At 37.5% G+C, this 22,777-nt stretch carries 19 protein-coding genes; all 19 read left to right on the top strand.

The annotated features are described in order from the left end of the window. Positions 1 to 101 precede the first annotated feature (101 nt). The 19 genes from J2Y03_RS06275 to J2Y03_RS06185 all read left to right on the top strand — a co-directional run bounded on the left by J2Y03_RS06275 (position 102) and on the right by J2Y03_RS06185 (position 22,776). Positions 102 to 2,453, top strand: a complete 2,352-nt coding sequence (locus J2Y03_RS06275) for an FtsK/SpoIIIE family DNA translocase (protein WP_310191997.1) — start codon at positions 102 to 104, stop codon at positions 2,451 to 2,453. 245 nt (positions 2,454 to 2,698) lie between these two features. Continuing rightward, positions 2,699 to 3,424: a GntR family transcriptional regulator gene (locus J2Y03_RS06270; RefSeq protein ID WP_310191994.1), complete on the top strand. Its 726-nt coding sequence runs from the start codon at positions 2,699 to 2,701 to the stop codon at positions 3,422 to 3,424. 86 nt (positions 3,425 to 3,510) lie between these two features. After that, entirely contained in the window at positions 3,511 to 4,611 is a 1,101-nt protein-coding gene (locus J2Y03_RS06265; RefSeq protein ID WP_310191991.1) for a BMP family lipoprotein, read from the top strand. A 214-nt stretch (positions 4,612 to 4,825) separates the two neighbouring features. Next, positions 4,826 to 6,349: an ABC transporter ATP-binding protein gene (locus tag J2Y03_RS06260; protein ID WP_310191987.1), complete on the top strand. Its 1,524-nt coding sequence runs from the start codon at positions 4,826 to 4,828 to the stop codon at positions 6,347 to 6,349. Beyond that, positions 6,346 to 7,425, top strand: coding sequence for an ABC transporter permease (locus J2Y03_RS06255; RefSeq protein WP_132086146.1), 1,080 nt, complete (start codon positions 6,346 to 6,348; stop codon positions 7,423 to 7,425). The genes J2Y03_RS06260 and J2Y03_RS06255 overlap by 4 nt, the downstream gene beginning before the upstream one ends. A gap of 1 nt (position 7,426) precedes the next feature. Then, positions 7,427 to 8,377, top strand: a complete 951-nt coding sequence (locus J2Y03_RS06250) for an ABC transporter permease (protein ID WP_132086148.1) — start codon at positions 7,427 to 7,429, stop codon at positions 8,375 to 8,377. Positions 8,378 to 8,574: 197 nt separating this feature from the next. Next, positions 8,575 to 9,855, top strand: coding sequence for an EF-P 5-aminopentanol modification-associated protein YfmF (gene yfmF / locus J2Y03_RS06245; RefSeq protein ID WP_310191978.1), 1,281 nt, complete (start codon positions 8,575 to 8,577; stop codon positions 9,853 to 9,855). After that, entirely contained in the window at positions 9,855 to 11,144 is a 1,290-nt protein-coding gene (yfmH, locus tag J2Y03_RS06240; protein ID WP_310191975.1) for an EF-P 5-aminopentanol modification-associated protein YfmH, read from the top strand. The genes yfmF and yfmH overlap by 1 nt, the downstream gene beginning before the upstream one ends. A gap of 74 nt (positions 11,145 to 11,218) precedes the next feature. Next, positions 11,219 to 11,941 (top strand): elongation factor P 5-aminopentanone reductase, encoded by a 723-nt coding sequence (gene ymfI, locus J2Y03_RS06235; RefSeq protein WP_310191973.1) that lies wholly within the window; start codon positions 11,219 to 11,221, stop codon positions 11,939 to 11,941. 72 nt (positions 11,942 to 12,013) lie between these two features. Continuing rightward, positions 12,014 to 12,271 (top strand): DUF3243 domain-containing protein, encoded by a 258-nt coding sequence (locus J2Y03_RS06230; protein WP_179161182.1) that lies wholly within the window; start codon positions 12,014 to 12,016, stop codon positions 12,269 to 12,271. Positions 12,272 to 12,427: 156 nt separating this feature from the next. Next, on the top strand, positions 12,428 to 13,219 hold the full coding sequence (locus tag J2Y03_RS06225; RefSeq protein ID WP_132086158.1) for a YmfK family protein: 792 nt from the start codon (positions 12,428 to 12,430) through the stop codon (positions 13,217 to 13,219). Between the two features lie 21 nt (positions 13,220 to 13,240). After that, the gene (locus J2Y03_RS06220; RefSeq protein WP_310191968.1) at positions 13,241 to 14,158 is read left to right on the top strand and encodes a helix-turn-helix domain-containing protein; all 918 of its coding nucleotides are present in this window, start codon (positions 13,241 to 13,243) and stop codon (positions 14,156 to 14,158) included. 50 nt (positions 14,159 to 14,208) lie between these two features. Then, complete coding sequence (gene pgsA, locus J2Y03_RS06215; RefSeq protein ID WP_132086162.1) at positions 14,209 to 14,787, top strand: CDP-diacylglycerol--glycerol-3-phosphate 3-phosphatidyltransferase; 579 nt, start codon at positions 14,209 to 14,211, stop codon at positions 14,785 to 14,787. Positions 14,788 to 14,804: 17 nt separating this feature from the next. Further along, positions 14,805 to 16,055: a competence/damage-inducible protein A gene (locus J2Y03_RS06210; RefSeq protein ID WP_310191964.1), complete on the top strand. Its 1,251-nt coding sequence runs from the start codon at positions 14,805 to 14,807 to the stop codon at positions 16,053 to 16,055. A gap of 266 nt (positions 16,056 to 16,321) precedes the next feature. Next, positions 16,322 to 17,365, top strand: a complete 1,044-nt coding sequence (gene recA / locus J2Y03_RS06205) for a recombinase RecA (protein WP_310191962.1) — start codon at positions 16,322 to 16,324, stop codon at positions 17,363 to 17,365. A 319-nt stretch (positions 17,366 to 17,684) separates the two neighbouring features. Further along, the gene (gene rny / locus J2Y03_RS06200; protein ID WP_132086168.1) at positions 17,685 to 19,244 is read left to right on the top strand and encodes a ribonuclease Y; all 1,560 of its coding nucleotides are present in this window, start codon (positions 17,685 to 17,687) and stop codon (positions 19,242 to 19,244) included. A gap of 109 nt (positions 19,245 to 19,353) precedes the next feature. Next, a complete protein-coding gene (locus tag J2Y03_RS06195) occupies positions 19,354 to 20,151 on the top strand; it encodes a TIGR00282 family metallophosphoesterase (protein WP_310193010.1) in 798 nt (265 codons plus the stop codon). Between the two features lie 171 nt (positions 20,152 to 20,322). Then, entirely contained in the window at positions 20,323 to 20,583 is a 261-nt protein-coding gene (spoVS, locus tag J2Y03_RS06190; protein WP_003181955.1) for a stage V sporulation protein SpoVS, read from the top strand. Positions 20,584 to 21,039: 456 nt separating this feature from the next. Further along, positions 21,040 to 22,776 carry a 2-oxoacid:acceptor oxidoreductase subunit alpha gene (locus tag J2Y03_RS06185; RefSeq protein ID WP_310191956.1) on the top strand — a complete coding sequence of 579 codons (1,737 nt, stop codon included), beginning with the start codon at positions 21,040 to 21,042 and terminating at the stop codon, positions 22,774 to 22,776. Position 22,777: the final 1 nt, after the last annotated feature.

Here is a 22,777-nt window from a genome sequence, read left to right as displayed (position 1 = left end):
TCTTCCTTTTGTGGGTTATTTTTACTATAGCATTATATCTATGTTTGATAATGCAAAAGGTTGATAATGCTAGTACTACACTTATATAGACAGGTGATTAAATGGCTAAAAGAAAGAGAAGAACTACAAAAAAGAGGGATAATCATTTAAAAGAAACACTTAAATTTGAACTATCGGCGCTTGTCCTTTTAGCACTTGCTATTATTGCTATAGCAAAATTAGGAGCTGTTGGTGAAGCCTTAGTATTATTTTTCCGCTTCTGGATGGGTGAATGGTATATGCTAAGCTTGATAGGTCTAGTTATTTTGAGTGTGTATTTAATGTGGAAACGGACCATACCTTTTTTCTTTCATATTAAATTAACTGGAATTTATTTTATTGTATCTGCCATTCTCCTTTTAAGCCACGTAACCCTTTTTCATTTACTAACAAATGATGGAAACTTTAAAAACCCTAGTGTGATTAGTAATACATGGGAAATTTTCATGATGGAAATCAAAGGGGAAACAAGTACAATTGATCTTGGCGGAGGAATGATAGGTGCCGTTCTTTTCGCAATGTTTCATTATTTATTTGCTGAAACTGGAACTAAGATTATTGCATTTATCTTTATTCTTATTGGATTTATTTTACTAACAGGAAAATCGTTTGGAGAATTTATTGCAAAAATTGGTATCACAATTATTGAATTTTCAAAAGGACAGTGGAGTGCCTTCCAATTAGATATGGAAGAATGGAAACAGAAAAAGCAGGAAAAACGAGAAGAAAAACGGATACAGCAGCAACGAGAACGTGAAAACCGTGCAGCTTCTACTGCTGCTCAACCAGACATCATCACACCTTTACAAAATACCCAAGATGAAATCATCACACCAGAACCTCTTATTTCAAGCTTTGCAGATCGTGCTTATCCAGATGAGGAACCACCAAAAGCTAAACGAAGGAAAGAGGAAACAAAAAATAATGCAAATGAACAAAAAATAGAAGATGATTCAACGCCACCGATTACTTTTACAGAAGTAGAAAATGTGGCTTATGAATTGCCGCCATTAAGACTTCTTAAGCTTCCAAAGAAAACAGACCAGAGTGGAGAATATGAATTAATCCATGCTAACGCAGCTAAGCTTGAGAGGACCTTCCAGAGCTTTGGTGTTAAGGCTCGGGTAACCCAGGTACATCTCGGTCCCGCAGTTACCAAATACGAAGTACACCCAGATGTTGGAGTTAAAGTAAGTAAGATTGTCAGTTTAAGTGATGATTTAGCACTAGCACTTGCTGCTAAAGATATTCGAATTGAAGCTCCAATTCCAGGGAAGTCAGCAATTGGAATCGAAGTACCTAATTCTGAGGTTGCGGTTGTTTCCTTAAGAGAGGTACTAGAAGCCACACAAAATAATAAACCAGAAGCAAAGCTTTTGATTGGTCTTGGCAGAGATATTACTGGTGAAGCAGTGCTCGCCGAATTAAATAAAATGCCCCATCTACTCGTAGCTGGTTCTACAGGAAGCGGGAAGAGTGTTTGTATCAACGGTATTATTACGAGTATTTTAATGAGAGCTAAACCTCATGAGGTAAAATTAATGATGATTGACCCGAAAATGGTCGAGTTAAATGTCTATAATGGTGTACCGCACTTATTAGCACCGGTCGTAACAGAACCTAAAAAAGCTTCTCAGGCGCTGAAAAAGGTTGTAAGTGAAATGGAGAGACGTTATGAACTGTTCTCTCATTCTGGAACTCGTAATATTGAAGGGTATAACGATCATATAAAAAGACATAACCTAGAAGAAAATGACAAGCAGCCACTTTTGCCCTATATTGTTGTGATTGTAGATGAGCTTGCTGATTTAATGATGGTGGCCTCTTCTGATGTAGAGGATTCGATTACTAGACTTGCACAGATGGCTCGAGCAGCAGGAATCCACTTGATTATTGCTACTCAGCGGCCATCAGTAGATGTAATAACTGGAGTAATTAAAGCCAATATTCCTTCAAGAATTGCTTTTGCAGTTTCGAGTGCTACGGATTCAAGAACGATTTTGGATATGGGCGGTGCTGAAAAACTGTTGGGCAGGGGAGATATGTTATTTTTACCTGTTGGTGCATCAAAGCCTGTTCGTGTCCAAGGGGCATTTTTATCTGATAATGAAGTGGAAGATACCGTTAATTTTGTAATTGGACAGCAAAAGGCACAATATCAAGAAGAGATGATTCCAGATGACACCCCAGATGTAGCTGGTGAAGTGGATGATGAACTATACTCTGAAGCGGTAGATTTAGTGATAGAAATGCAAACGGCTTCTGTGTCAATGTTACAACGTCGATTTAGAATTGGTTATACTAGAGCGGCACGATTAATCGATGAAATGGAAGCACGTGGAATTGTAGGAGCTTATGAAGGCAGTAAACCAAGAACCGTTTTACATGCAAAATCAAATGAAGAAGTTAATTAAAAAAGAGCCTTTGGCTCTTTTTTTGCGATAATACAGATAACCGTAGCAGACAATAATAAATTATAGCAGATAGTTAAGCAAAAAGAATTATTCCATTAGACAATTTTCGACAAGGTGGGCTTTTTTCGACAAAATATTGAAATACTATTTCCATATGCCTTGAAAAATGGTATATTATTGTCGATTAGTAGGAATGATTATACATCAGATGTCTGATGTCTTAGGAATGAGCTGGAGGTACCTGTATGTCTATTAAGCTAGATAACCGACATTTATACCTGCAAGTTATCGATCGGTTAAAGCAAGATATCGACCAAGGAGTATATAAAGAAAAGGAAAAGTTACCTTCTGAATTCGATCTTGCCAAACATCTTGGAGTTAGCAGAGCCACACTTCGAGAAGCATTGCGAATACTCGAGGAAGAAAACGTTATTATTCGCCGCCATGGAGTTGGCACGTTTGTTAATGCTAAGCCGCTGTTTACCTCAGGGATTGAACAACTTAATAGTGTTACTGACATGATATTACAAGCAGGGATGAAACCAGGCACCATCTTTTTAAGTTCATCAACAGTTGGAGCCACAGAAGAGGATATTCGTCGATTCTCATGTTCATTAAATGAAGGAATTGTAATCATGGAGCGGGTTAGAACTGCAAACGGGGAACCTGTTGTGTACTGTATCGACAAGGTACCTGAAAAAATCTTGCCTGAGACATTTTCCCATGGAGTGGGATCCATTTTTTCCATTTTGGAAGATGAGGCAAACCGAAAAATTACATATGCGGTCGCTCAAATTGAACCAATTGGTTATCATGAGAAAATTTCCCCAATTCTAGAATGTGAACCAGAAACAGCTTTGCTTGTTTTAAAGCAAATGCATTTCGATGAAATGGATGAACCCATCCTTTTTTCGGTAAACTACTTTAAAGCAGACAAATTTAGTTTTCGGGTTTTGCGAAAAAGATTTTAAATCTTTTTGATGACTTGAAAACGCAAATAAGTTGCTTTTTGAAAGTTCCTACTAAATCAAACATTAAATATAGGGGGTCAATTGCCTTGAAAAAACGTAAATTTGGCTTGGCTATGTCATTGATTTTAGCTGCAGGCACAATATTAGGAGCTTGTGGTGGCGCTGACAAAGATACTGGTAATAAAGATAACGGTAAGAATGCAGTTAAAATAGGTATGGTTACTGACGCTGGTACAATTGATGACAAATCCTTTAACCAAGGTACTTGGGAAGGTATTCTGCAAGCAAAAGAAGAACTTGGAATCCAAGAGAAATACCTTAAGCCAGCTGGTACTACAGAGGCAGAATACCTAAAGGAAATGGGCAATTTATACGATGCAGGTTATAAGTTTATCGTAGCGCCTGGATTCAAGTTTGAAACTGCCATTTTCCATGCACAAGATAAATATAAAGATGCGAAATTTGTAATTCTTGATGGTGCCCCACATTCTGGAGACTTCAAGCCTGTTGTTAAGGATAACACAGTTGCGATTTTCTTCTCAGAGCATGAATCAGGTTTCATAGCTGGTGTAGCTACTGCAGTTGAAATTAAAGAAGGCGAAGCAGGCTTTATCGGTGGTATGGAAATTCCAGCTGTTCAAAAGTTTAACTGGGGCTTTCAACAAGGTGTAAAATATGCTAATGATAACTTAGGTACAAATATTACCATTAAAGCTGAGAACGTAGTTTATCAAGGATCTTTTGATAATGTAGCTGCTGGTGGACAAATTGCTGCTCAAATGTATGACCGTGGAGTAGATGTCATCTTCGCTGCTGCAGGCGGTGTTGGTGTAGGGGCTATCAATGAAGCAAAAACTCGTAAGAAAGCTGGAGAGAAAATTTGGATCGTTGGTGTTGACTCAGACCAATATGCAGATGGAATTTATGAGGGTGAAAAATCTGCTGTCTTAACATCAGCAATGAAGAAATTGGATGTTGTAACGCTTGACATAATTAAACGTGAATTAGATGGTAATTTCCCTGGCGGCGAAACATTAACGTATGATGCTAAAAACGACGGTATTGGACTGCCAGAAGAAAATCCTAACTTGAGTGATGAAGCAATTGCTAAGGCAAAAGAAGCATTTGATAAGATTAAATCTGATGAGATTAAAGTTTCAGGTGAACAAGGAAGTTTATTCAAGTAAAAAGAACATAAAAGAGACGGTTTTCCCCGTCTCTTTTATACTTATGTATGTTTATTCAACCCAATAAGCATATTACTATAGGAAACAAATAGTGTTTTAGTAGAAAGATTATGTAAAAATTTGCTTTTTCAATATCCTTCAGTTTTTGATGTTGTGATAGGGGGCTCCCTATTTTCTAAGAAACCCTAGTCTAAATAAAAAGGTGAGTGCTACTATGAGTTATGTGGTTGAAATGCTCAATATTAGGAAAGAGTTCCCTGGTATTGTAGCAAATGATAATATTACCCTAACATTAAAAAAAGGGGAAATACATGCCTTATTAGGTGAAAACGGTGCCGGTAAATCAACATTAATGGGCGTATTGTTCGGTATGTACCAACCTGAACAAGGGATCATTAAAATCCGGGAGAAGGAAGTAAAAATTACCAATCCTAATGTTGCCAATCATCTCGGTATTGGTATGGTTCATCAGCATTTTAAATTAGTTGAGAATTTTACAGTAACTGAAAATATTATTCTTGGCAGTGAGCCGCTAAAAGGGATAGTTTTAGATATTGATAAGGCTGCAAAAAGAATTTCGGAATTGTCTAAGCATTATGGTTTAAACGTTGATCCACATGCGAAAATTGAAGATATTTCTGTAGGAATGCAACAAAGAGTAGAAATAATGAAAATGCTTTATCGTGAAGCCGAGGTTCTCATTTTTGATGAACCAACTGCGGTCCTTACCCCTAATGAAATAGAAGAACTAATGAAAATCATGCGAAACCTTATTAATGAAGGAAAATCAATAATTATTATTACACATAAATTAAAGGAAATTAAAGCTGTCGCTGATCGTTGTACTGTTATTCGACGTGGAAAAGGAATTGGAACGGTTAACGTGAAAGAGACTAGTGAAGCAAGTCTTGCGGAAATGATGGTTGGCCGTCATGTTAACTTTAAAGTGGATAAGAAAGCTAGTACACCTGGTGATGTTGTACTTCAAATAGATTCTTTATCAGCAAAGAATAACCGGAAAGTAATGGGACTTAAGAATTTCTCTATTGAAGTTAGAAAAGGAGAAATAGTCGGTATCGCTGGAGTAGAAGGTAACGGTCAATCGGAGCTTGTGGAAACGATTACAGGGCTTCGTAAGGTTGAATCCGGTAAGATACTTCTAAATGGAAAAGAAGTAACACATATTCCAATTCGTGAAAGAATTGAAAGTGGTATTGGCCATATTCCTGAAGACAGGCAAAAAAGAGGACTAGTTCTTGATTATACGTTAGAAAACAACATGGTTTTAGAAGTTTATAATAAAAAGCCATTCGCAAATTATGGCCTAATGAATGGCGCTGCAATTAAGAACTATGCTAAAAAAATCCTAGAGAACTTCGATGTTCGTTCAGGAGAAGGCGGAGTATCCATTGCCAGAACGCTTTCAGGTGGGAACCAGCAAAAGGCAATTATCGGGAGAGAAATGGAATTAGATCCAGATTTGCTCATTGCAGTGCAGCCTACACGTGGATTGGATGTAGGTTCCATTGAATATATCCACAAAAGATTGATTGAGCATCGTGATAAAGGAAAAGCCGTTCTTCTAGTTTCTTTAGAGCTTGATGAAATTCTTCAGCTTTCAGACCGAATTGCCATCGTTAACAATGGAGAACTTATTGGAACTGTTAATGCTTCTGAAACGAATGAAAATGAGGTAGGGCTGATGATGGCTGGAGTGAATAAGGAGAGAAATATATGAGAAACACCATCGTATCTTTAATTTCAATTGTTTTAGGTCTAATAGCTGGTGGCTTGTTAATGCTCTTTATAGGGGCTAGCCCGATTGAAGGTTACACCTATTTATTCCAAGGTGCATTAAAAAATATAGCCCGTATTGGTGATACTCTTGCAACAGCAACACCTCTCATTTTTACTGGACTTGCTGTAGCCTTTGCTTTTCGTACTGGTCTTTTCAATATTGGTGTATCAGGACAAATGCTGATTGGCGGCCTTGCTGCCACTGCTGTTGGGTTATCGTTTGATTTTTCAAGACCGATTTTAATTCTTTTAATGATACTTGCTGGTATTATTGGTGGAGGACTTTGGGCATTTATCCCAGGCTTTTTAAAAGCTAGATTTAATGTGCATGAGGTAGTAGCAACGATTATGATGAACTGGATTGCTTATTGGACCGTTTATTATATCGTTCCTGGTTATTTTAAAGGTGAATTCTTAGAAACTGAATCACGAAAGCTTGCAGAAGGAAATACGCTAAGAACACCTTGGTTGACTGAAATGTTTCAGGGTTCGTATATTAATTTAGGGCTCTTCTTTGCGGTAATTGCTGTAATTATTGTGGCATTTATCATTAATAAAACAACCTTAGGATTCGAATTAAAAGCTGTAGGTTTCAATCGCCATGCAGCAGAATATGCAGGTATGAAAGTTAATCGCAATATTATCTTATCTATGCTAATTTCAGGTGCCCTTGCAGGTCTTGGAGGGGTAGCATTATACACTGGTAATGCTTCCAGCATGCAAATCGGTATTTTACCATCACAAGGATATGATGGCATTGCGGTTGCATTACTTGGAGCTAACTCACCAGTTGGCGTATTCTTTGCAGCACTCCTTTTTGGTATTCTTTATTCAGGGACAGGCTTTATGAATGCGATGATCGAGATTCCACCAGAACTTGCTAATACCATCATTGCCATTATCATTTATTTTGCTGCAACCAGTGTGCTGATTCACCGACTATTAAACAAATTCCGTAAGACTCGTTCAAATGCAAATGATGTAAATGGACCTGTTGGCAAGAAGGGAGAAGCTTAAAATGTGGACCATTATTGAACAAATATTCCCTTATGCAATCATCTTTACCATCCCGCTTTTGATAACGGCATTAGGTGGTCTATTCAGTGAAAGAAGCGGAATCGTAAATATCGGTTTAGAAGGCTTAATGATTTCAGGAGCATTTGCGAGTGCACTAACAGTTAACTTTTTGCAGGATAAAATGCAAGGATCAACTATACTATGGATTGGATTATTAGTAGCGGCGGTAGTCGGTATTTTATTTTCCCTATTACATGCCTTTGCCAGCATTAATTTAAGCGCTGATCAAGTCATCAGTGGAACAGCGATTAATATGATTGCAATGGCTTTAACTGTATTCTTGGCTAGAAATATAACTGGTAGTGGTAATATTCGTATTACCAGCGGTTTCACTCCATTTGATGTGCCGATATTATCTAAAATTCCAATAATTGGAGATTTATTGTTTACAAAAACATATGCGACAACTTGGTTTATTTTATTAGTTCTAATTATTAGTGCGTTTATTCTAAATAAAACAAAGTTTGGCTTAAGATTAAAGTCTTGTGGTGAGTTTCCACAGGCTGCTCAAGCAGCAGGGATCAATGTAGTAGGAATCCGTTATATCGGTGTTATGCTTTCGGGTGCTTTATCAGGATTAGGCGGAGGAATCATTATTTTAACATACGCAGGAGAATTTACTGGATCCGTTTCAGGTCTCGGATTCTTAGCACTTGCTTCCTTAATTTTTGGTCAATGGAGACCGCTCGGGATCTTAGGTGCAACATTATTCTTCGGATTTGCCAGCACTATCGCTAACGTATCTCAAGTTATCCCTGAATTGGCTGTTATTCCGCCAATCATTCTAAAAATTTTCCCATATGTAGTGACGTTAATTGCTTTAGTTATCTTTTCTAAATCTTCACAAGCACCTAAAGCAGCGGGAGAACCATTCGATCCAGGAAAACGATAATAATAAGGTAAACAGGGCTGACATATTGTCAGCCTTGTTTTGTTTTGTAACTATTCAGTGGTTTAAGCTTGTAAAAAGCAAGCCTGGCAAATTATAGTAAGAATAAGCGTTTAATACAATGGAAAAGATGTAAAATAACCGGATGAATGTTTACATATATAATAAGAAGGATTTTGAAATCTGAAGGAGGTTATGAGATGGACGCAACTGCTGAAAAAATCACCAATATGCAAGGATACAAACTCCATGTCATTGAAACAGATAAATACAAAACGAATACATTTGTTTGGAAAATGAAAGCACCTTTAATAAAAGAAGATGTAACGAAGAGAGCACTGCTTCCTCAGGTATTACAAAGCAGCTCCGCTAAGTACCCAACAACAACAGCTTTAAGGTCTTATTTAGATGAATTATATGGAGCTACGCTGTTTATCGATTTAGCCAAAAAAGGTGAGTACCATATTGTCAGTTTCACCCTTGAAATTGCCAATGAAAAATTTTTAAGTGACTCTACTCCATTATTAAAAAAAGGCTTTGAACTACTTGCAGAGGTGTTAACCAAGCCTAATATATCTGAAAATGCATTTGATCAGGAAACAGTGAACAAAGAAAAACGTACACAAAAACAGCGAATCCAATCAGTATATGATGATAAAATGCGGTATTCAAATGTCCGTCTGCTTCAGGAAATGTGTAAAGGGGAGCCTTATGCTTTGCAAGTGAATGGGGAAGCAGAGGATGTTGAGGGGATTACACCAGAAAATTTATACGAATATTATAAAAAGGCGTTTTTAGAAGATGAAATGGACCTTTATGTGATTGGTGATGTAAAGGAAGAAATCGTAAAAAGCATTGCTGCAGAACTTTTGACATTTGAAGACCGCTCACCAAAAAAACTTAATTCAATGGAATTAAATAAAAAAGAACAAGTTCAAGAAATAAAAGAAGAGCAGGATGTTAAGCAAGGAAAATTAAATATTGGTTATCGTACTAATATCGTCTATGGAGATTCAGATTATTTTGCGCTCCAATTGTTCAATGGTATATTTGGCGGTTTTTCGCACTCAAAGTTGTTTATCAATGTCCGTGAAAAGGCCAGTTTAGCCTATTATGTCTCAAGCAGACTAGAAAGCCATAAAGGTCTAATGATGGTCATGTCAGGGATAGATCTAAAGAATTACGACCAGGCTGTGGGAATTATTCGTGATCAGTTAGAAGCAATGAAACAAGGCGACTTTACGGATCAGGAATTTAATCAAACAAAAGCAGTTATAAGGAATCAAATTCTAGAGACCATAGATACTTCCCGTGGATTAACAGAGATTCTATACCATAATATAGTTTCCGGCAAGGACATTAAACTTGCTCAGTGGATCAATGATATGGAAAAAACAACTAAGGAAGAAATTATAGCTGTTGCCAAGAAGATTGAACTTGATACCATCTACTTCTTAACAGGAATGGAGGCGGTAAAATAATGGAGAAAATAACTTTTGACCAAATTCAAGAAGAACTTTATCATGAAAAGTTATCAAATGGGTTAAATGTTTATATTTTACCAAAAAAGGGCTTTAATAAGACATTTGCTACTTTTACGACCAAGTATGGATCTATTGATAATCATTTTGCGCCATTAGGTAAAGAGGAATATGTAAAGGTCCCGGATGGAATTGCTCATTTTCTCGAGCACAAGTTATTTGAAAAGGAAGATGGAGACGTTTTTCAACAATTTAGCAGGCAAGGAGCTTCTGCCAATGCTTTTACATCCTTTACCCGAACTGCATATTTATTTTCGAGTACTTCAGATGTAGAAAAGAACCTTGAAACATTAATTGATTTTGTCCAAGAACCATATTTTTCGGAAAAAACCGTTGAAAAAGAAAAAGGGATTATTGGTCAAGAAATCACGATGTATGACGATAATCCAGATTGGCGCTTGTATTTTGGGCTGATTCAAAATCTTTATCAAAATCATCCCGTAAAAATAGATATCGCAGGTACGATAGAGTCTATCTCACATATTAACAAGGATTTGCTCTATGAGTGCTACAATACCTTCTACCATCCGAGCAACATGTTACTGTTTATCGTAGGGCCAGTGGATCCAAATCAATTCATGGATCAAGTCAGAGAAAATCAATCCAAAAAGGTTTATAAAGACATGCCTGAGATTAAGCGTAACTTTGAAGAAGAACCAGCTCAAGCAGCTAAGCAGAAACAAGTACTAGAAATGAATGTTCAAACCTCAAAATGTTTAATCGGGATGAAAGCACTTCATGTTGATCAAACGGGGTCTGAATTATTAAAAAATGAGTTAACGATGAATGTGTTCTTGGATTTACTATTTGGGAAAAGCTCGGAAAATTATAATAAGCTATATAACGAAGGTCTAATTGATGAAACCTTCTCTTATGATTATACACAGGAACAGGGATTCGGTTTTGCCATGGTAGGCGGAGACACGGAAAAACCGGATAAACTTGCAGACCAGCTCAAAGATATGCTATTCCAAGCCAAAAACGGAACCACATTTACAGAAGAACAGTTAGAACGAGCGAAAAAGAAGAAAATTGGCGGATTTTTACGTGCTGTAAATTCCCCTGAGTATATTGCGAATCAATTTACAAGATATGCGTTTAATGATATGAATTTATTCGATGTCGTTCCTACACTAGAGAAAATAACTTTAAATGATGTTAAAACATTAGCATCAGAAGTTATATCCGAAGAACGGTTCTCTGTTTGCCAAGTAATACCTAAAAAATAAGAGGAAGCGTCGTAGTCGGCGCTTTTCTTTTCGGTTAAAATGAGGAGAGTAGTTAAAAGAGAAAGAGTGAAGACATGAAAAAATATGCACTTATTACGGGAGCAAGCGGCGGTATCGGACAAGCTGTAGCATTTAAATTAGCCTCTCTGGGATATCATTTATATTTACACTTTAATCAAAATAAAAAAACAATAAAGGAATTGCTGAGAAGCCTTGAACCATTTGGGGGTGAATACACAACCATTCAGGCTAATTTAGAAGATCCTGACGGATATAAAAAGATATGCTCACAAATTTTCTCCCTTGATGCCATTATTCACTGCAGTGGTAATAGCCAATATGGTCTCCTAGTTGATTTAAAACAGGAAGAAATGGAATCACTCATGCGGGTGCATGTGATGAACCCAGTAATGATAACGAAAGAACTCTTACCAAAACTGATAAAAAAACGTTCGGGTAACGTAATCCTTATCTCATCGATTTGGGGTCAAACAGGTGCTGCTTGTGAAGTGGTCTATTCAACAGCAAAAGGAGCACAAATTTCGTTTGTTAAAGCATTAAGCAAGGAGATAGCATTGAGTGGGATACGTGTGAATGCCATTGCCCCTGGTGCTGTTGAAACCGCGATGATGGGCCAATTTACAGAGGAGGATAAACAACTTCTTCAATACGAAATCCCGATGGGAAGGCTTGGTCTTCCTGAAGAAATAGCAAATGGGGTGAAATTCTTACTTTCAGAAGAGTCTTCTTATATTACGGGACAAGTCCTATCGATAAATGGCGGTTGGTATACTTAAAATTTTTTTCGTGAATAATTTCCTCCTTACCATAGCAAAATAACACTGTACAATAAAAAAGGAGGGTTTCATATGTCAGTTTTAGATAACTGGAAACAATGGGAAGATTTTCTTGCTGATCGTCTTCATCAAGCACAAAATGAAGGGATGAGCGAAGGTGCTATAAGTGCTCTTGCATTACAAATTGGGGATTATTTATCAGAGCAGGTTGAACCTAAAAACGAGCAAGAAAGAATCCTTTCTGACCTATGGTCCGTTGCTGATAAAGAAGAACAGCAAGCAATTGCAAATATTATGGTAAAATTAGTTCAAAATAATGGTAGTCGTTAAAAGAGAGGGTAATCCTCTCTTTTTTGCTTTTTAAAGAAAAAAACACTTAAATACGCATTAGATTGGTTTTTGCTTTCATCTTCAATCAAAATCATATATTATTATGGATAGATGAAAATATGAAAAATTTGTCGTTTACGCTGTAGGAGGGTTTTTATGGAGAAGAAAGAGTGGTATTTAGAATATGAGATTCAAAAAAACCGTCCTGGTTTGCTGGGCGACATCTCCTCTTTACTTGGAATGCTGTCAATAAATATTGTTACCATTAACGGAGTCGATGAAGGAAGACGCGGTTTATTGATGTTAGTAAAAGATGATAATCAAATTAAACGGTTAGAGTCAATTTTAAATACAATGGACACAATAAAAGTAATTAAGATTAGGGAACCAAAACTCCGTGATCGGCTGGCAGTTCGCCACGGAAGATACATACAGCGTGATGCAGATGATAAAAAGACATTCCGCTTTATTAGGAATGAACTTGGTGTATTAGTTGATTTTATGGCTGAATTGTTCAAGCAAGAAGGGCACAAACTGATAGGGATACGCGGGATGCCAAGGGTAGGTAAAACTGAGTCTGTAGTAGCGGCCAGTGTTTGTGCAAATAAAAGGTGGTTATTTGTATCTTCCACTCTCTTAAAGCAAACGATACGGAACCAGCTGATTCAAGATGAATACAACGAAAACAATTTATTCATTCTTGATGGGATTGTTTCCACAAAACGTGCAAGTGAACGTCATTGGCAGCTCGTACGTGAAATCATGCGCTTACCGGCAGTAAAAGTGGTCGAACATCCTGATATTTTTGTGCAAAATTCCGAGTATACGCTTGATGATTTTGATTATATTATAGAGTTGAGAAACCACGCAGATGAAGAAATTACATATGACATTGTTGACCAAAATAATTTATTCTCTGGTTCTGATTTTGGAGATTTTGGATTTTAATTAATTGGAAGGTGTTAATAGGTGACAGAATTAGGTAATCGACTAAAAGAAGCGCGATTAGCCAAAGGATTAAGCTTAGAGGATTTACAGTCTATCACTAAGATTCAAAAGCGGTATTTGATAGGCATCGAAGAAGGCAATTATTCTAGCATGCCAGGAAATTTTTATGTCCGTGCTTTTGTTAAGCAATATGCAGAAGCGCTTCAGCTTAATCCAGATGAAATTTTTGAAACATATAAGAACGAAATACCAGCAACTCATAATGAGGATTTACCTGAACAATTATCGAGAGTAAAATCGCGTAAAACAGTAACAGAAGGATCTTCAAAAATTTTCGATATTATCCCAAAAGTCTTAATTGGGGTCTTTGTTATTGGCGCTGCGGGGTTATTATATTACTTCTTTGTTAATTACGACGGTGGCGATGCGAATAACGCAATAAATAAAGAAAATGAGCCAGTAAAATTTGTACGCTCCGAAAATCTAGAAAAAGCGGATGAGACCGAAAAAGATACAGAAAAAGAAAATGACAAAGAACAAAACAATGACGAACAGCAGAATGAAGAACAAAATGCGGTTGAGGAAACTCCAGTAGAAACGCCGAAACAGGAATTAACAGCTGTTCAAAACAGTGGAAAAAACTCTACTTATGATTTGAAAAATGCAGATAAATTTATTGTGAAACTTGTTTCAACAGGGCAAACATGGGTAAATGTTAAAAATAGCAGTAATCAATCCAAGTTCCAGGGGTTATTATCAACTACTGGTACACAAAGTACAGAAGTAGATTTAACAGGCGAAACCAAAGCAGTCATTGTTGTTGGTAGAACGGTCGATACAGAGATTTACGTAAATGACCAAAAGCTCGAGTATGCAATCGCACCTGCTGATGTGGTTCAACAGAACATTACGATTCAATATGTTCCGAAGAACGAATAGTCATCGAGTGATGACTATTTTTCGTTCTAATATAATCTGGAGGCAATAATATGAATGTACCAAATAAAATAACAGTATCAAGAATACTCTTAATACCTCTATTCTTGATCATTATGCTTGTACCTTTTGATTGGGGGATTATGCATCTACTGGGAGCTGATCTTCCGGTAACCCATTTTGTTGGAGCATTAATCTTTATTTTTGCTGCTTCTACAGATTGGGTAGATGGCTACTACGCCAGAAAATATAATCTTGTTACAAATATGGGGAAATTCCTCGACCCACTCGCCGATAAATTACTTGTTTCTGCAGCTCTAGTGGTTCTTGTTGAGCTTGGCTTTGCAGCCTCTTGGATTGTTATCGCAATCATTAGCAGGGAATTTGCCGTTACGGGTCTCCGTCTCTTGCTTGTAGAGGGTGGAGAAGTGGTAGCTGCCAATATGCTTGGAAAAATCAAAACATGGGCACAAATAGTCGCGATCTCAGCACTTTTATTACATAATATTATTTTTGAAATGATTGGATTTCCATTTGCTGACATAGCATTATGGGTGGCATTAATTTTCACTATTTGGTCTGGCTGGGATTATTTTGCAAAAAACATGCATGTTTTTAAGAATTCTAAATAGAATTTGGGGTAACGGATATGAATGCAGAAATTATTGCTGTTGGTTCTGAATTACTACTAGGTCAAATTGTTAATAGTAATGCTCGATTTATATCGCAACAACTGGCGGGAATAGGCATTAATGTTTATTTTCACACTGTAGTTGGCGATAATCCTGACAGATTAAGGTCTGCAATTGAGATTGCGGAAAAGCGCTCAAATTTGATTATTTTTACTGGCGGGCTTGGACCGACAAAAGATGATTTAACGAAAGAAACGATTGCACGGCATATAGGGAAAAAACTCGTAATGGACCAAGAGGCATTAGAATCTATTGAACTCTATTTTAAAAAGGGAAATAGGGTAATGACTGAAAATAATAAAAAGCAGGCCCTTGTTTTAGAGGGTTCAATGATTCTGCCAAACCATCATGGGATGGCACCGGGTATGATGGTCGAGAATGGTAATTGTATATATATGCTTTTGCCTGGTCCACCGAAAGAAATGGAGCCAATGTTTTTGCAATTTGGTACAGCAGCTTTATCAAAACAAGTAAAAGAAGATGAAAAAATTGTTTCTAGAGTATTAAGATACTTTGGAATTGGCGAGGCGTCATTAGAAACTGAAATCGATGATTTAATAGAGCAACAAACAAATCCAACCATTGCACCACTTGCAGCGGATGGAGAGTGTACATTACGTTTAACGGCAAAACATCAAGATATTATGGTCGCAAACTCGATGATTGATGAAATCGAGCAAAAGATCAATTCTCGTGTAGGTCAGTTTTGTTATGGTTATGATAATACTTCCCTGATGGCAGAGTTAATGAAAGTATTGAATGAAAAACAATTAACTGTTTCTGCTGCTGAGAGTTTAACCGGAGGGTTATTTCAGCAGGAAATAACTAGTTTTCCTGGTACCAGCTCAGTATATAAGGGGGGGGTTGTTTGCTACACCAACGAGGTAAAGAAAGAAGTCTTAAAGGTAAAAGAGGAAACAATTGAAAAGTATGGTGTAGTAAGTGTAGAGTGTGCGAAAGAGCTTGCAGAAAATGTTGCATCGTTAGTTTCAACTGATATAGGGATTAGTTTTACTGGTGTTGCTGGACCAACTGAGCTTGAAGGGAAGCCTGTAGGGACCGTTTTTATAGGTATTTCTATTAAGGGTAAACAAACGGTTGTTCATGAGCTACTACTTGGTGGGACAAGAGAAGCGAATCGGACCCGATCTGTAAAATATGGATGTTATTATTTAATAGAACTATTACAAGAATCGCAGAAGGCTTAAAATGGCTTTCTGTGATTTTTTTATTGAAATAGAAAAAGTCTGAAAAAGGTAGAAAAAGTAATTTAGGGTATAAAATCTGATTCATAAAGGCTAAATGTATGGGGGAATTACCTATTTTTACATGACTTTTTGTTTCAAAAAAGTCGAATGAATGTTCGATTTTTTCCTCGACAAATAGCCCAAAAGAGGTTATATTATTAATAGGATTTAAAACAAATAGATTTTGGCTATTAACTTTTTGGTTTATATATAAGGGAGGAACTATAGTGAGTGATCGTAAAGCGGCCTTAGAAATGGCGCTAAAACAGATAGAAAAGCAATTTGGTAAAGGCTCCATTATGAAAATGGGAGAGAAAACAGATACAAGGATTTTAACAAGTCCAAGTGGCTCGCTGGCAGTTGATGCTGCACTTGGAGTAGGTGGTTATCCAAAAGGAAGAATCATCGAAATTTATGGCCCTGAGAGCTCAGGTAAAACAACTGTTGCCTTACATGCAATCGCTGAAGTGCAAGCAGCGGGCGGACAAGCAGCGTTTATCGACGCCGAGCATGCCCTAGATCCTGCATATGCACAAAAACTTGGAGTAAACATTGATGAGTTACTGTTATCCCAGCCTGATACAGGAGAGCAAGCTCTTGAAATCGCTGAGGCACTTGTTCGAAGCGGAGCAATTGATATTCTTGTTGTCGACTCCGTGGCAGCATTAGTTCCAAAGGCGGAAATTGAAGGTGAAATGGGAGATTCTCACATGGGCCTTCAAGCGCGTTTAATGTCGCAAGCACTCAGAAAACTATCTGGTGTAATCAATAAATCAAAGACAATTGCTATCTTTATTAACCAGGTTCGTGAAAAAATTGGGGTCATGTTTGGAAATCCCGAGACAACTCCAGGTGGACGCGCATTGAAATTCTATTCGACTGTACGTATTGAAGTACGTCGTGGAGAAGCACTAAAGCAAGGTACTGAAATAGTTGGAAACAAAACGAAGATTAAGATTGTTAAGAATAAGGTTGCCCCTCCATTCCGTACGGCTGAAGTGGATATTATGTATGGTGAAGGAATTTCTAAAGTGGGTGAGCTCGTTGACATCGGCTCTGAATTAGATATTGTTCAAAAGAGTGGTTCTTGGTATTCATATAATGAAGAAAGAATCGGCCAAGGGCGCGAAAATGCAAAGACATTCCTAAAAGAAAATCCAAGTATTGCTCTTGAAATTCAGCAGAAAATTCGGGAACATTTCGGATTAGACGGGGAAAAAGTCGTGACTGAAACCACTGATGATGATGAGCAGTTTGAATTGATAGATTAAAAATTGAGAGCAAAGCCTGTTTAGGTTTTGCTTTTTATCCTAAAATGCATAATTATTAGTAGTTCTGCGTTTTTATACATACTATCCAAGATTTTTAATTGTTAAAATATGAACAAAGTCTAAATATTTCAAAAAGCTGGCAGGAGTTACCCTTGACAATGATTATACACACATTTACAATTAACATGTATATTTTACATTTTTGTTAATATTACAATGAAAACCCTAGTGCATGCTGTATATTGAACCTGACCAAATGTACATGCCGACACTTAAAAAAAGTGTAACAAAAAAGTTCATAGCAAGAGGAGGTGTAACGATGGAACCTATTACTATCATCTCCATTTTGCTTGGCATTATCGTCGGTGCCGTTGTTGGCTATTTTGTTCGTAAATCCATTGCTGAGGCAAAAATAGCAGGAGCAAAGAATGCTGCAGAGCAGATTCTTGAAGATGCAAAGCGTGATGCTGATTCATTGAAAAAAGAAGCTTTGCTAGAAGCAAAGGATGAAATTCACAAGCTTCGTACAGAGACCGAACGTGAGGTTCGTGAACGAAGAAATGAACTGCAAAAACAAGAAAACCGTTTACTGCAAAGAGAAGAGAATTTAGATCGAAAGGATGAATCGTTAAATAAACGAGAAATTCTATTAGAAAAGAAGGATGATTCTCTAAACCAAAGACAACAGCATATTGAACAGATGGAAAGCAAAGTGGACGAGCTGGTACGAACACAACAAACAGAACTCGAACGTATTTCGAGTTTGACGCGTGAGGAAGCTAAAGCGATTATTATTGACAAGTTGGAGCAGGAACTAACCTATGAGACAGCGATAATGATCAAGGATAGCGAAAACCGAGTGAAAGAGGAATCAGATAAGAAAGCGAAGGAAATTTTATCGCTAGCAATCCAGCGTTGCGCTGCTGACCATGTTGCGGAAACGACTGTATCTGTAGTCAACCTTCCAAATGATGAAATGAAAGGTCGCATTATTGGCCGTGAAGGAAGAAATATCCGTACTCTAGAGACATTAACGGGAATAGACTTAATTATCGATGATACTCCTGAGGCTGTTATTCTATCTGGCTTCGACCCAATTCGTCGAGAAACAGCCCGATTGGCGCTTGAAAAGTTAGTCCAAGATGGACGTATCCATCCTGCACGTATTGAGGAAATGGTTGAGAAATCTCGTCGTGAAGTGGATGAATATATCCGTGAAGTGGGTGAACAAACGACCTTTGAAGTCGGAGTTCACGGATTGCATCCGGACCTTATTAAAATTCTTGGACGTTTAAAGTTCCGTACAAGTTATGGTCAAAATGTCTTAAAACACTCAATAGAGGTTGCACAGCTTTCGGGCTTACTAGCAGCTGAACTTGGTGAGGATGAAACGCTGGCACGTCGTGCAGGTCTCTTGCACGATATCGGTAAAGCCATTGATCATGAAGTGGAAGGCAGCCATGTTGAAATTGGAGTTGAACTTGCGACTAAATACAAGGAACACCCAGTTGTTATCAACAGTATTGCCTCACATCATGGTGATACGGAACCAACATCAGTTATTGCTGTTCTAGTTGCTGCTGCTGACGCATTATCAGCTGCAAGACCCGGAGCACGCAGTGAGACACTAGAAAACTATATCCGCCGTTTAGAAAAGCTAGAGGAAATTTCTGAGTCCTATGATGGAGTGGAAAAATCCTTTGCGATTCAGGCTGGTCGTGAGGTACGGATCATTGTAAGACCTGATGCGGTTGATGATTTAGCTGCACATCGTTTGGCAAGAGATATTCGGAAACGAATCGAAGAAGAGCTTGATTATCCAGGACATATTAAAGTAACAGTCATCCGTGAAACACGGGCTGTGGAATACGCAAAATAGAGCGGTGCGAAAGCACTGCTTTATTTTTTTTGTAAGTTAACCAGCGGTTAAATCAAATAAAAGTGTGATACAATTTATAGTAAATAAATGCTTTATGAAAGGAACACAAATGAACTTATTATTTATTGGAGATGTTGTCGGCTCACCAGGCCGAGATATGGTAAAAGAGTATGTACCAAAAATTAAAGAAAAATATCGACCTAATTTTACAATCATTAATGGTGAAAATGCAGCAGGTGGTCGAGGGATTACCGAAAAGATTTACCGAGAGTTTTTGGGGGCAGGCGCTCAGGCTATAACCCTTGGTAATCACGCTTGGGATAACAAAGAGATTTTTGATTTTATCGATTCGGCAAAGAATCTGGTGCGTCCGGCTAATTTCCCTGAAGGAACACCTGGTAAAGGACTCGTATTTTTTAAAGTAAATGACATCGAAGTAGCCGTAATAAATCTACAAGGTCGGACCTTTATGCCTCCTTTAGATTGTCCTTTTCAGAAGGCAGACGAACTTGTGGAGTTAGCACAAGAGAGAACACCGTTTATCTTTGTTGATTTTCATGCAGAAGCAACAAGTGAAAAACAGGCAATGGGTTGGTATTTGGATGGAAAGGTTTCTGCTGTCGTAGGAACGCATACACACGTTCAAACCGCAGATAGCCGTGTTCTGCCAAATGGGACGGGCTATTTAACCGATGTAGGGATGACAGGTCCATATGATGGAATTCTAGGTATGGAGAGGGAAGCAGTCATCACTAAGTTTCTGACAAGCCTGCCAGTACGATTTGAAGTTCCAAAATCGGGTCGGAGCCAGCTAAGTGGAGTTTATATGGAACTTGATAGGAAAACTGGAAAATGCAAAAAAATGGAAAGAATTTTAATAAATGAAGATAATCCTTGGTACTCATAACTCTCCAATCCTGGAGAGTTATTCTTTTTTTTAGCCAAATCCCCACTTTTTTTGTCCAAGCCGGAATATGTCATTTGTAGATTGAATATAGTAGCAGTGGAAACTTATATACCTGATTTGCTCATGAAACTGCTCATGCCAGGATCGGGATTATACAAGGGGGAGCTAGGAATGGAAATATTAAAGGTTTCAGCAAAATCTAATCCTAATTCTGTAGCTGGTGCACTTGCTGGAGTTCTGCGTGAAAGAGGTGCAGCAGAAATACAGGCGATTGGTGCAGGTGCATTAAATCAAGCTGTTAAGGCAGTAGCGATTGCAAGAGGATTTGTAGCACCTAGCGGAGTTGATTTGATTTGCATCCCTGCGTTCACTGATATTCAGATTGATGGTGAAGAACGCACGGCTATAAAGCTTATTGTTGAACCCAGATGAAGGAGATAGAATCTAATATGTGAAAAAGCTTGGAACAGCTACTTTTTACCTGCTTATAAATAAGCAGGTATTTTTATGTTTTAATTTTTCGTAAAAAGTATTATACTAGAATAAATGAAAACGTTTTCTATAATAAAAATTATGACATAGGTATTTTACGAGATTAATTAAAAATAGCGTAACAATAGCGGTTTACGTACTATTTTAAAAATCCAATAAATGTAAATTTTTAAATTATAAAAAAATATTCATATTTTAGACACTATTTTTTCTGAAAGGGTTGCAATTTTTTGTTTTCAGGTCTAGAATTGTAAGCGTTTAGTATATCTCCTAAATTCATATTATTTAGACTTTTGAAGCTTTAGTAGGCTAAATTCTAGTGAATTACTCGGAAAAGTGCTAAACTTATGGCGAGTTATAAAATATATCTTTTACATATCCAAAGGGGTGTAAGTCATGATCAATCAACTTTCGTGGAAAGTTGGCGGACAACAAGGGGAAGGTATTGAAAGTACAGGGGAAATATTTGCAATTGCATTGAATCGCCTGGGGTATTACTTGTATGGTTATCGTCACTTTTCATCTCGTATCAAAGGCGGTCATACAAACAACAAGATCAGAGTAAGTACGACAGAAGTTCGTTCAATCTCTGATGATCTGGATGTTCTAGTCGCTTTTGACCAAGAAACTATCGATTTAAACTACAAAGAGTTACACAGCAAAGGTGTAATACTTGCGGATGCAAAGTTCACGCCGAAGAAACCAGAAGATTCACAAGCACCATTGTATGCGGTTCCATTTACAGAAATTGCTACTGAATTAGGTACATCCCTAATGAAAAACATGGTAGCCATTGGTGCTACATCAGCTGTCTTGAATCTTGATATTCATGTTTTTGAAGAAGTAGTTCAAGAGATTTTTGGTAAAAAAGGTGCTCAAGTAGTTGCGAAAAACATGGATGCCATTAAAGCTGGATATGATTATATGAAAAAACAGCTTGTAGATGGCGTTGAAATAATGGAACTTGAAAAAGCTGACGGCAAGAAGCGTATGTTTATGATTGGAAATGACGCTATTGCATTAGGTGCTATTGCAGCTGGCTGCCGTTTTATGGCTGCTTACCCAATTACACCAGCTTCTGAAATAATGGAATATTTAATTAAAAAGCTTCCTGCTCTTGGTGGTACAGTTATTCAAACAGAAGATGAAATTGCTGCTTGTACAATGGCAATTGGTGCTAACTATGCTGGTGTTCGAACCATTACGGCATCGGCTGGTCCGGGACTATCATTAAAAATGGAAGCAATTGGTCTTTCAGGTATAACTGAAACCCCACTTGTTGTTGTTGATACTCAACGTGGCGGTCCATCTACAGGATTACCAACAAAGCAAGAACAGTCAGATTTAATGGCGATGATTTATGGAACACATGGAGAAATCCCTAAAATCGTTATGGCTCCAAGTACTGTAGAAGAGGCTTTCTATGATACAACTGAGGCATTTAACCTTGCTGAAGAATATCAATGTCCTGTAATTGTTCTTACAGACCTTCAACTATCTTTAGGTAAGCAGACAGTTGAACCTTTAAGTATGGATAAAGTAGAAATCAGACGTGGAAAGCTTGTTACTGATGAAATTCCTGAGAGTGAAAATAAAGCGTATTTCAAACGTTATGAAGTGACATCTGATGGAGTTTCTCCACGTGTCATCCCTGGTATGAAAAATGGTATTCACCATGTAACAGGTGTTGAACATGATGAAACTGGAAAACCTTCTGAATCGGCAGTAAATAGGAACGCTCAAATGGACAAGCGATTCCGTAAAATTGAAAATATTCGTTTCAATACACCAGTGTATAAAAACACTAAGCATGAAGATGCTGACATTTTACTAGTTGGTTTTAATTCAACTAGAGGTGTAATTGAGGAAGCTATGGTTCGTTTAGAAAAAGAAGGAATGAAAGTAAATCACGCTCATATTCGTTTGCTTCACCCATTCCCAACTGACGAAGTATTACCACTTGTTCGTTCAGCAAAGAAAGTAGTGGTTGTTGAAAACAATGCTACTGGTCAATTGGCAAACATTATGAAAATGAATGTTGGGCATGCTGAAAAGATTATTAAACATTTAAAATATGACGGTAATCCGTTCCTACCACACGAAGTATATACAAAATGTAAGGAGTTGTTCTAAG

Source organism: Neobacillus niacini, from assembly GCF_031457145.1.
Taxonomy (GTDB): domain Bacteria; phylum Bacillota; class Bacilli; order Bacillales; family Cytobacillaceae; genus Neobacillus; species Neobacillus niacini_J.
The sequence above is the reverse complement of the archived record's forward strand: the minus strand, read 5'-3'. Positions and strand labels throughout refer to the sequence as shown.

Excerpts from the sequence above, each read along its gene's own strand:
- spoVS (WP_003181955.1), top strand. The coding sequence starts at position 20,323 with ATGGAAATATTAAAGGTTTCAGCAAAATCTAATCCTAATTCTGTAGCT.
- J2Y03_RS06210 (WP_310191964.1), top strand. The coding sequence starts at position 14,805 with ATGAATGCAGAAATTATTGCTGTTGGTTCTGAATTACTACTAGGTCAA.
- J2Y03_RS06230 (WP_179161182.1), top strand. The coding sequence starts at position 12,014 with ATGTCAGTTTTAGATAACTGGAAACAATGGGAAGATTTTCTTGCTGAT.
- J2Y03_RS06260 (WP_310191987.1), top strand. The coding sequence starts at position 4,826 with ATGAGTTATGTGGTTGAAATGCTCAATATTAGGAAAGAGTTCCCTGGT.
- rny (WP_132086168.1), top strand. The coding sequence starts at position 17,685 with ATGGAACCTATTACTATCATCTCCATTTTGCTTGGCATTATCGTCGGT.
- J2Y03_RS06195 (WP_310193010.1), top strand. The coding sequence starts at position 19,354 with ATGAACTTATTATTTATTGGAGATGTTGTCGGCTCACCAGGCCGAGAT.
- J2Y03_RS06225 (WP_132086158.1), top strand. The coding sequence starts at position 12,428 with ATGGAGAAGAAAGAGTGGTATTTAGAATATGAGATTCAAAAAAACCGT.
- pgsA (WP_132086162.1), top strand. The coding sequence starts at position 14,209 with ATGAATGTACCAAATAAAATAACAGTATCAAGAATACTCTTAATACCT.
- ymfI (WP_310191973.1), top strand. The coding sequence starts at position 11,219 with ATGAAAAAATATGCACTTATTACGGGAGCAAGCGGCGGTATCGGACAA.
- J2Y03_RS06250 (WP_132086148.1), top strand. The coding sequence starts at position 7,427 with ATGTGGACCATTATTGAACAAATATTCCCTTATGCAATCATCTTTACC.
- yfmH (WP_310191975.1), top strand. The coding sequence starts at position 9,855 with ATGGAGAAAATAACTTTTGACCAAATTCAAGAAGAACTTTATCATGAA.
- J2Y03_RS06270 (WP_310191994.1), top strand. The coding sequence starts at position 2,699 with ATGTCTATTAAGCTAGATAACCGACATTTATACCTGCAAGTTATCGAT.
- J2Y03_RS06255 (WP_132086146.1), top strand. The coding sequence starts at position 6,346 with ATGAGAAACACCATCGTATCTTTAATTTCAATTGTTTTAGGTCTAATA.
- J2Y03_RS06275 (WP_310191997.1), top strand. The coding sequence starts at position 102 with ATGGCTAAAAGAAAGAGAAGAACTACAAAAAAGAGGGATAATCATTTA.
- J2Y03_RS06185 (WP_310191956.1), top strand. The coding sequence starts at position 21,040 with ATGATCAATCAACTTTCGTGGAAAGTTGGCGGACAACAAGGGGAAGGT.
- yfmF (WP_310191978.1), top strand. The coding sequence starts at position 8,575 with ATGGACGCAACTGCTGAAAAAATCACCAATATGCAAGGATACAAACTC.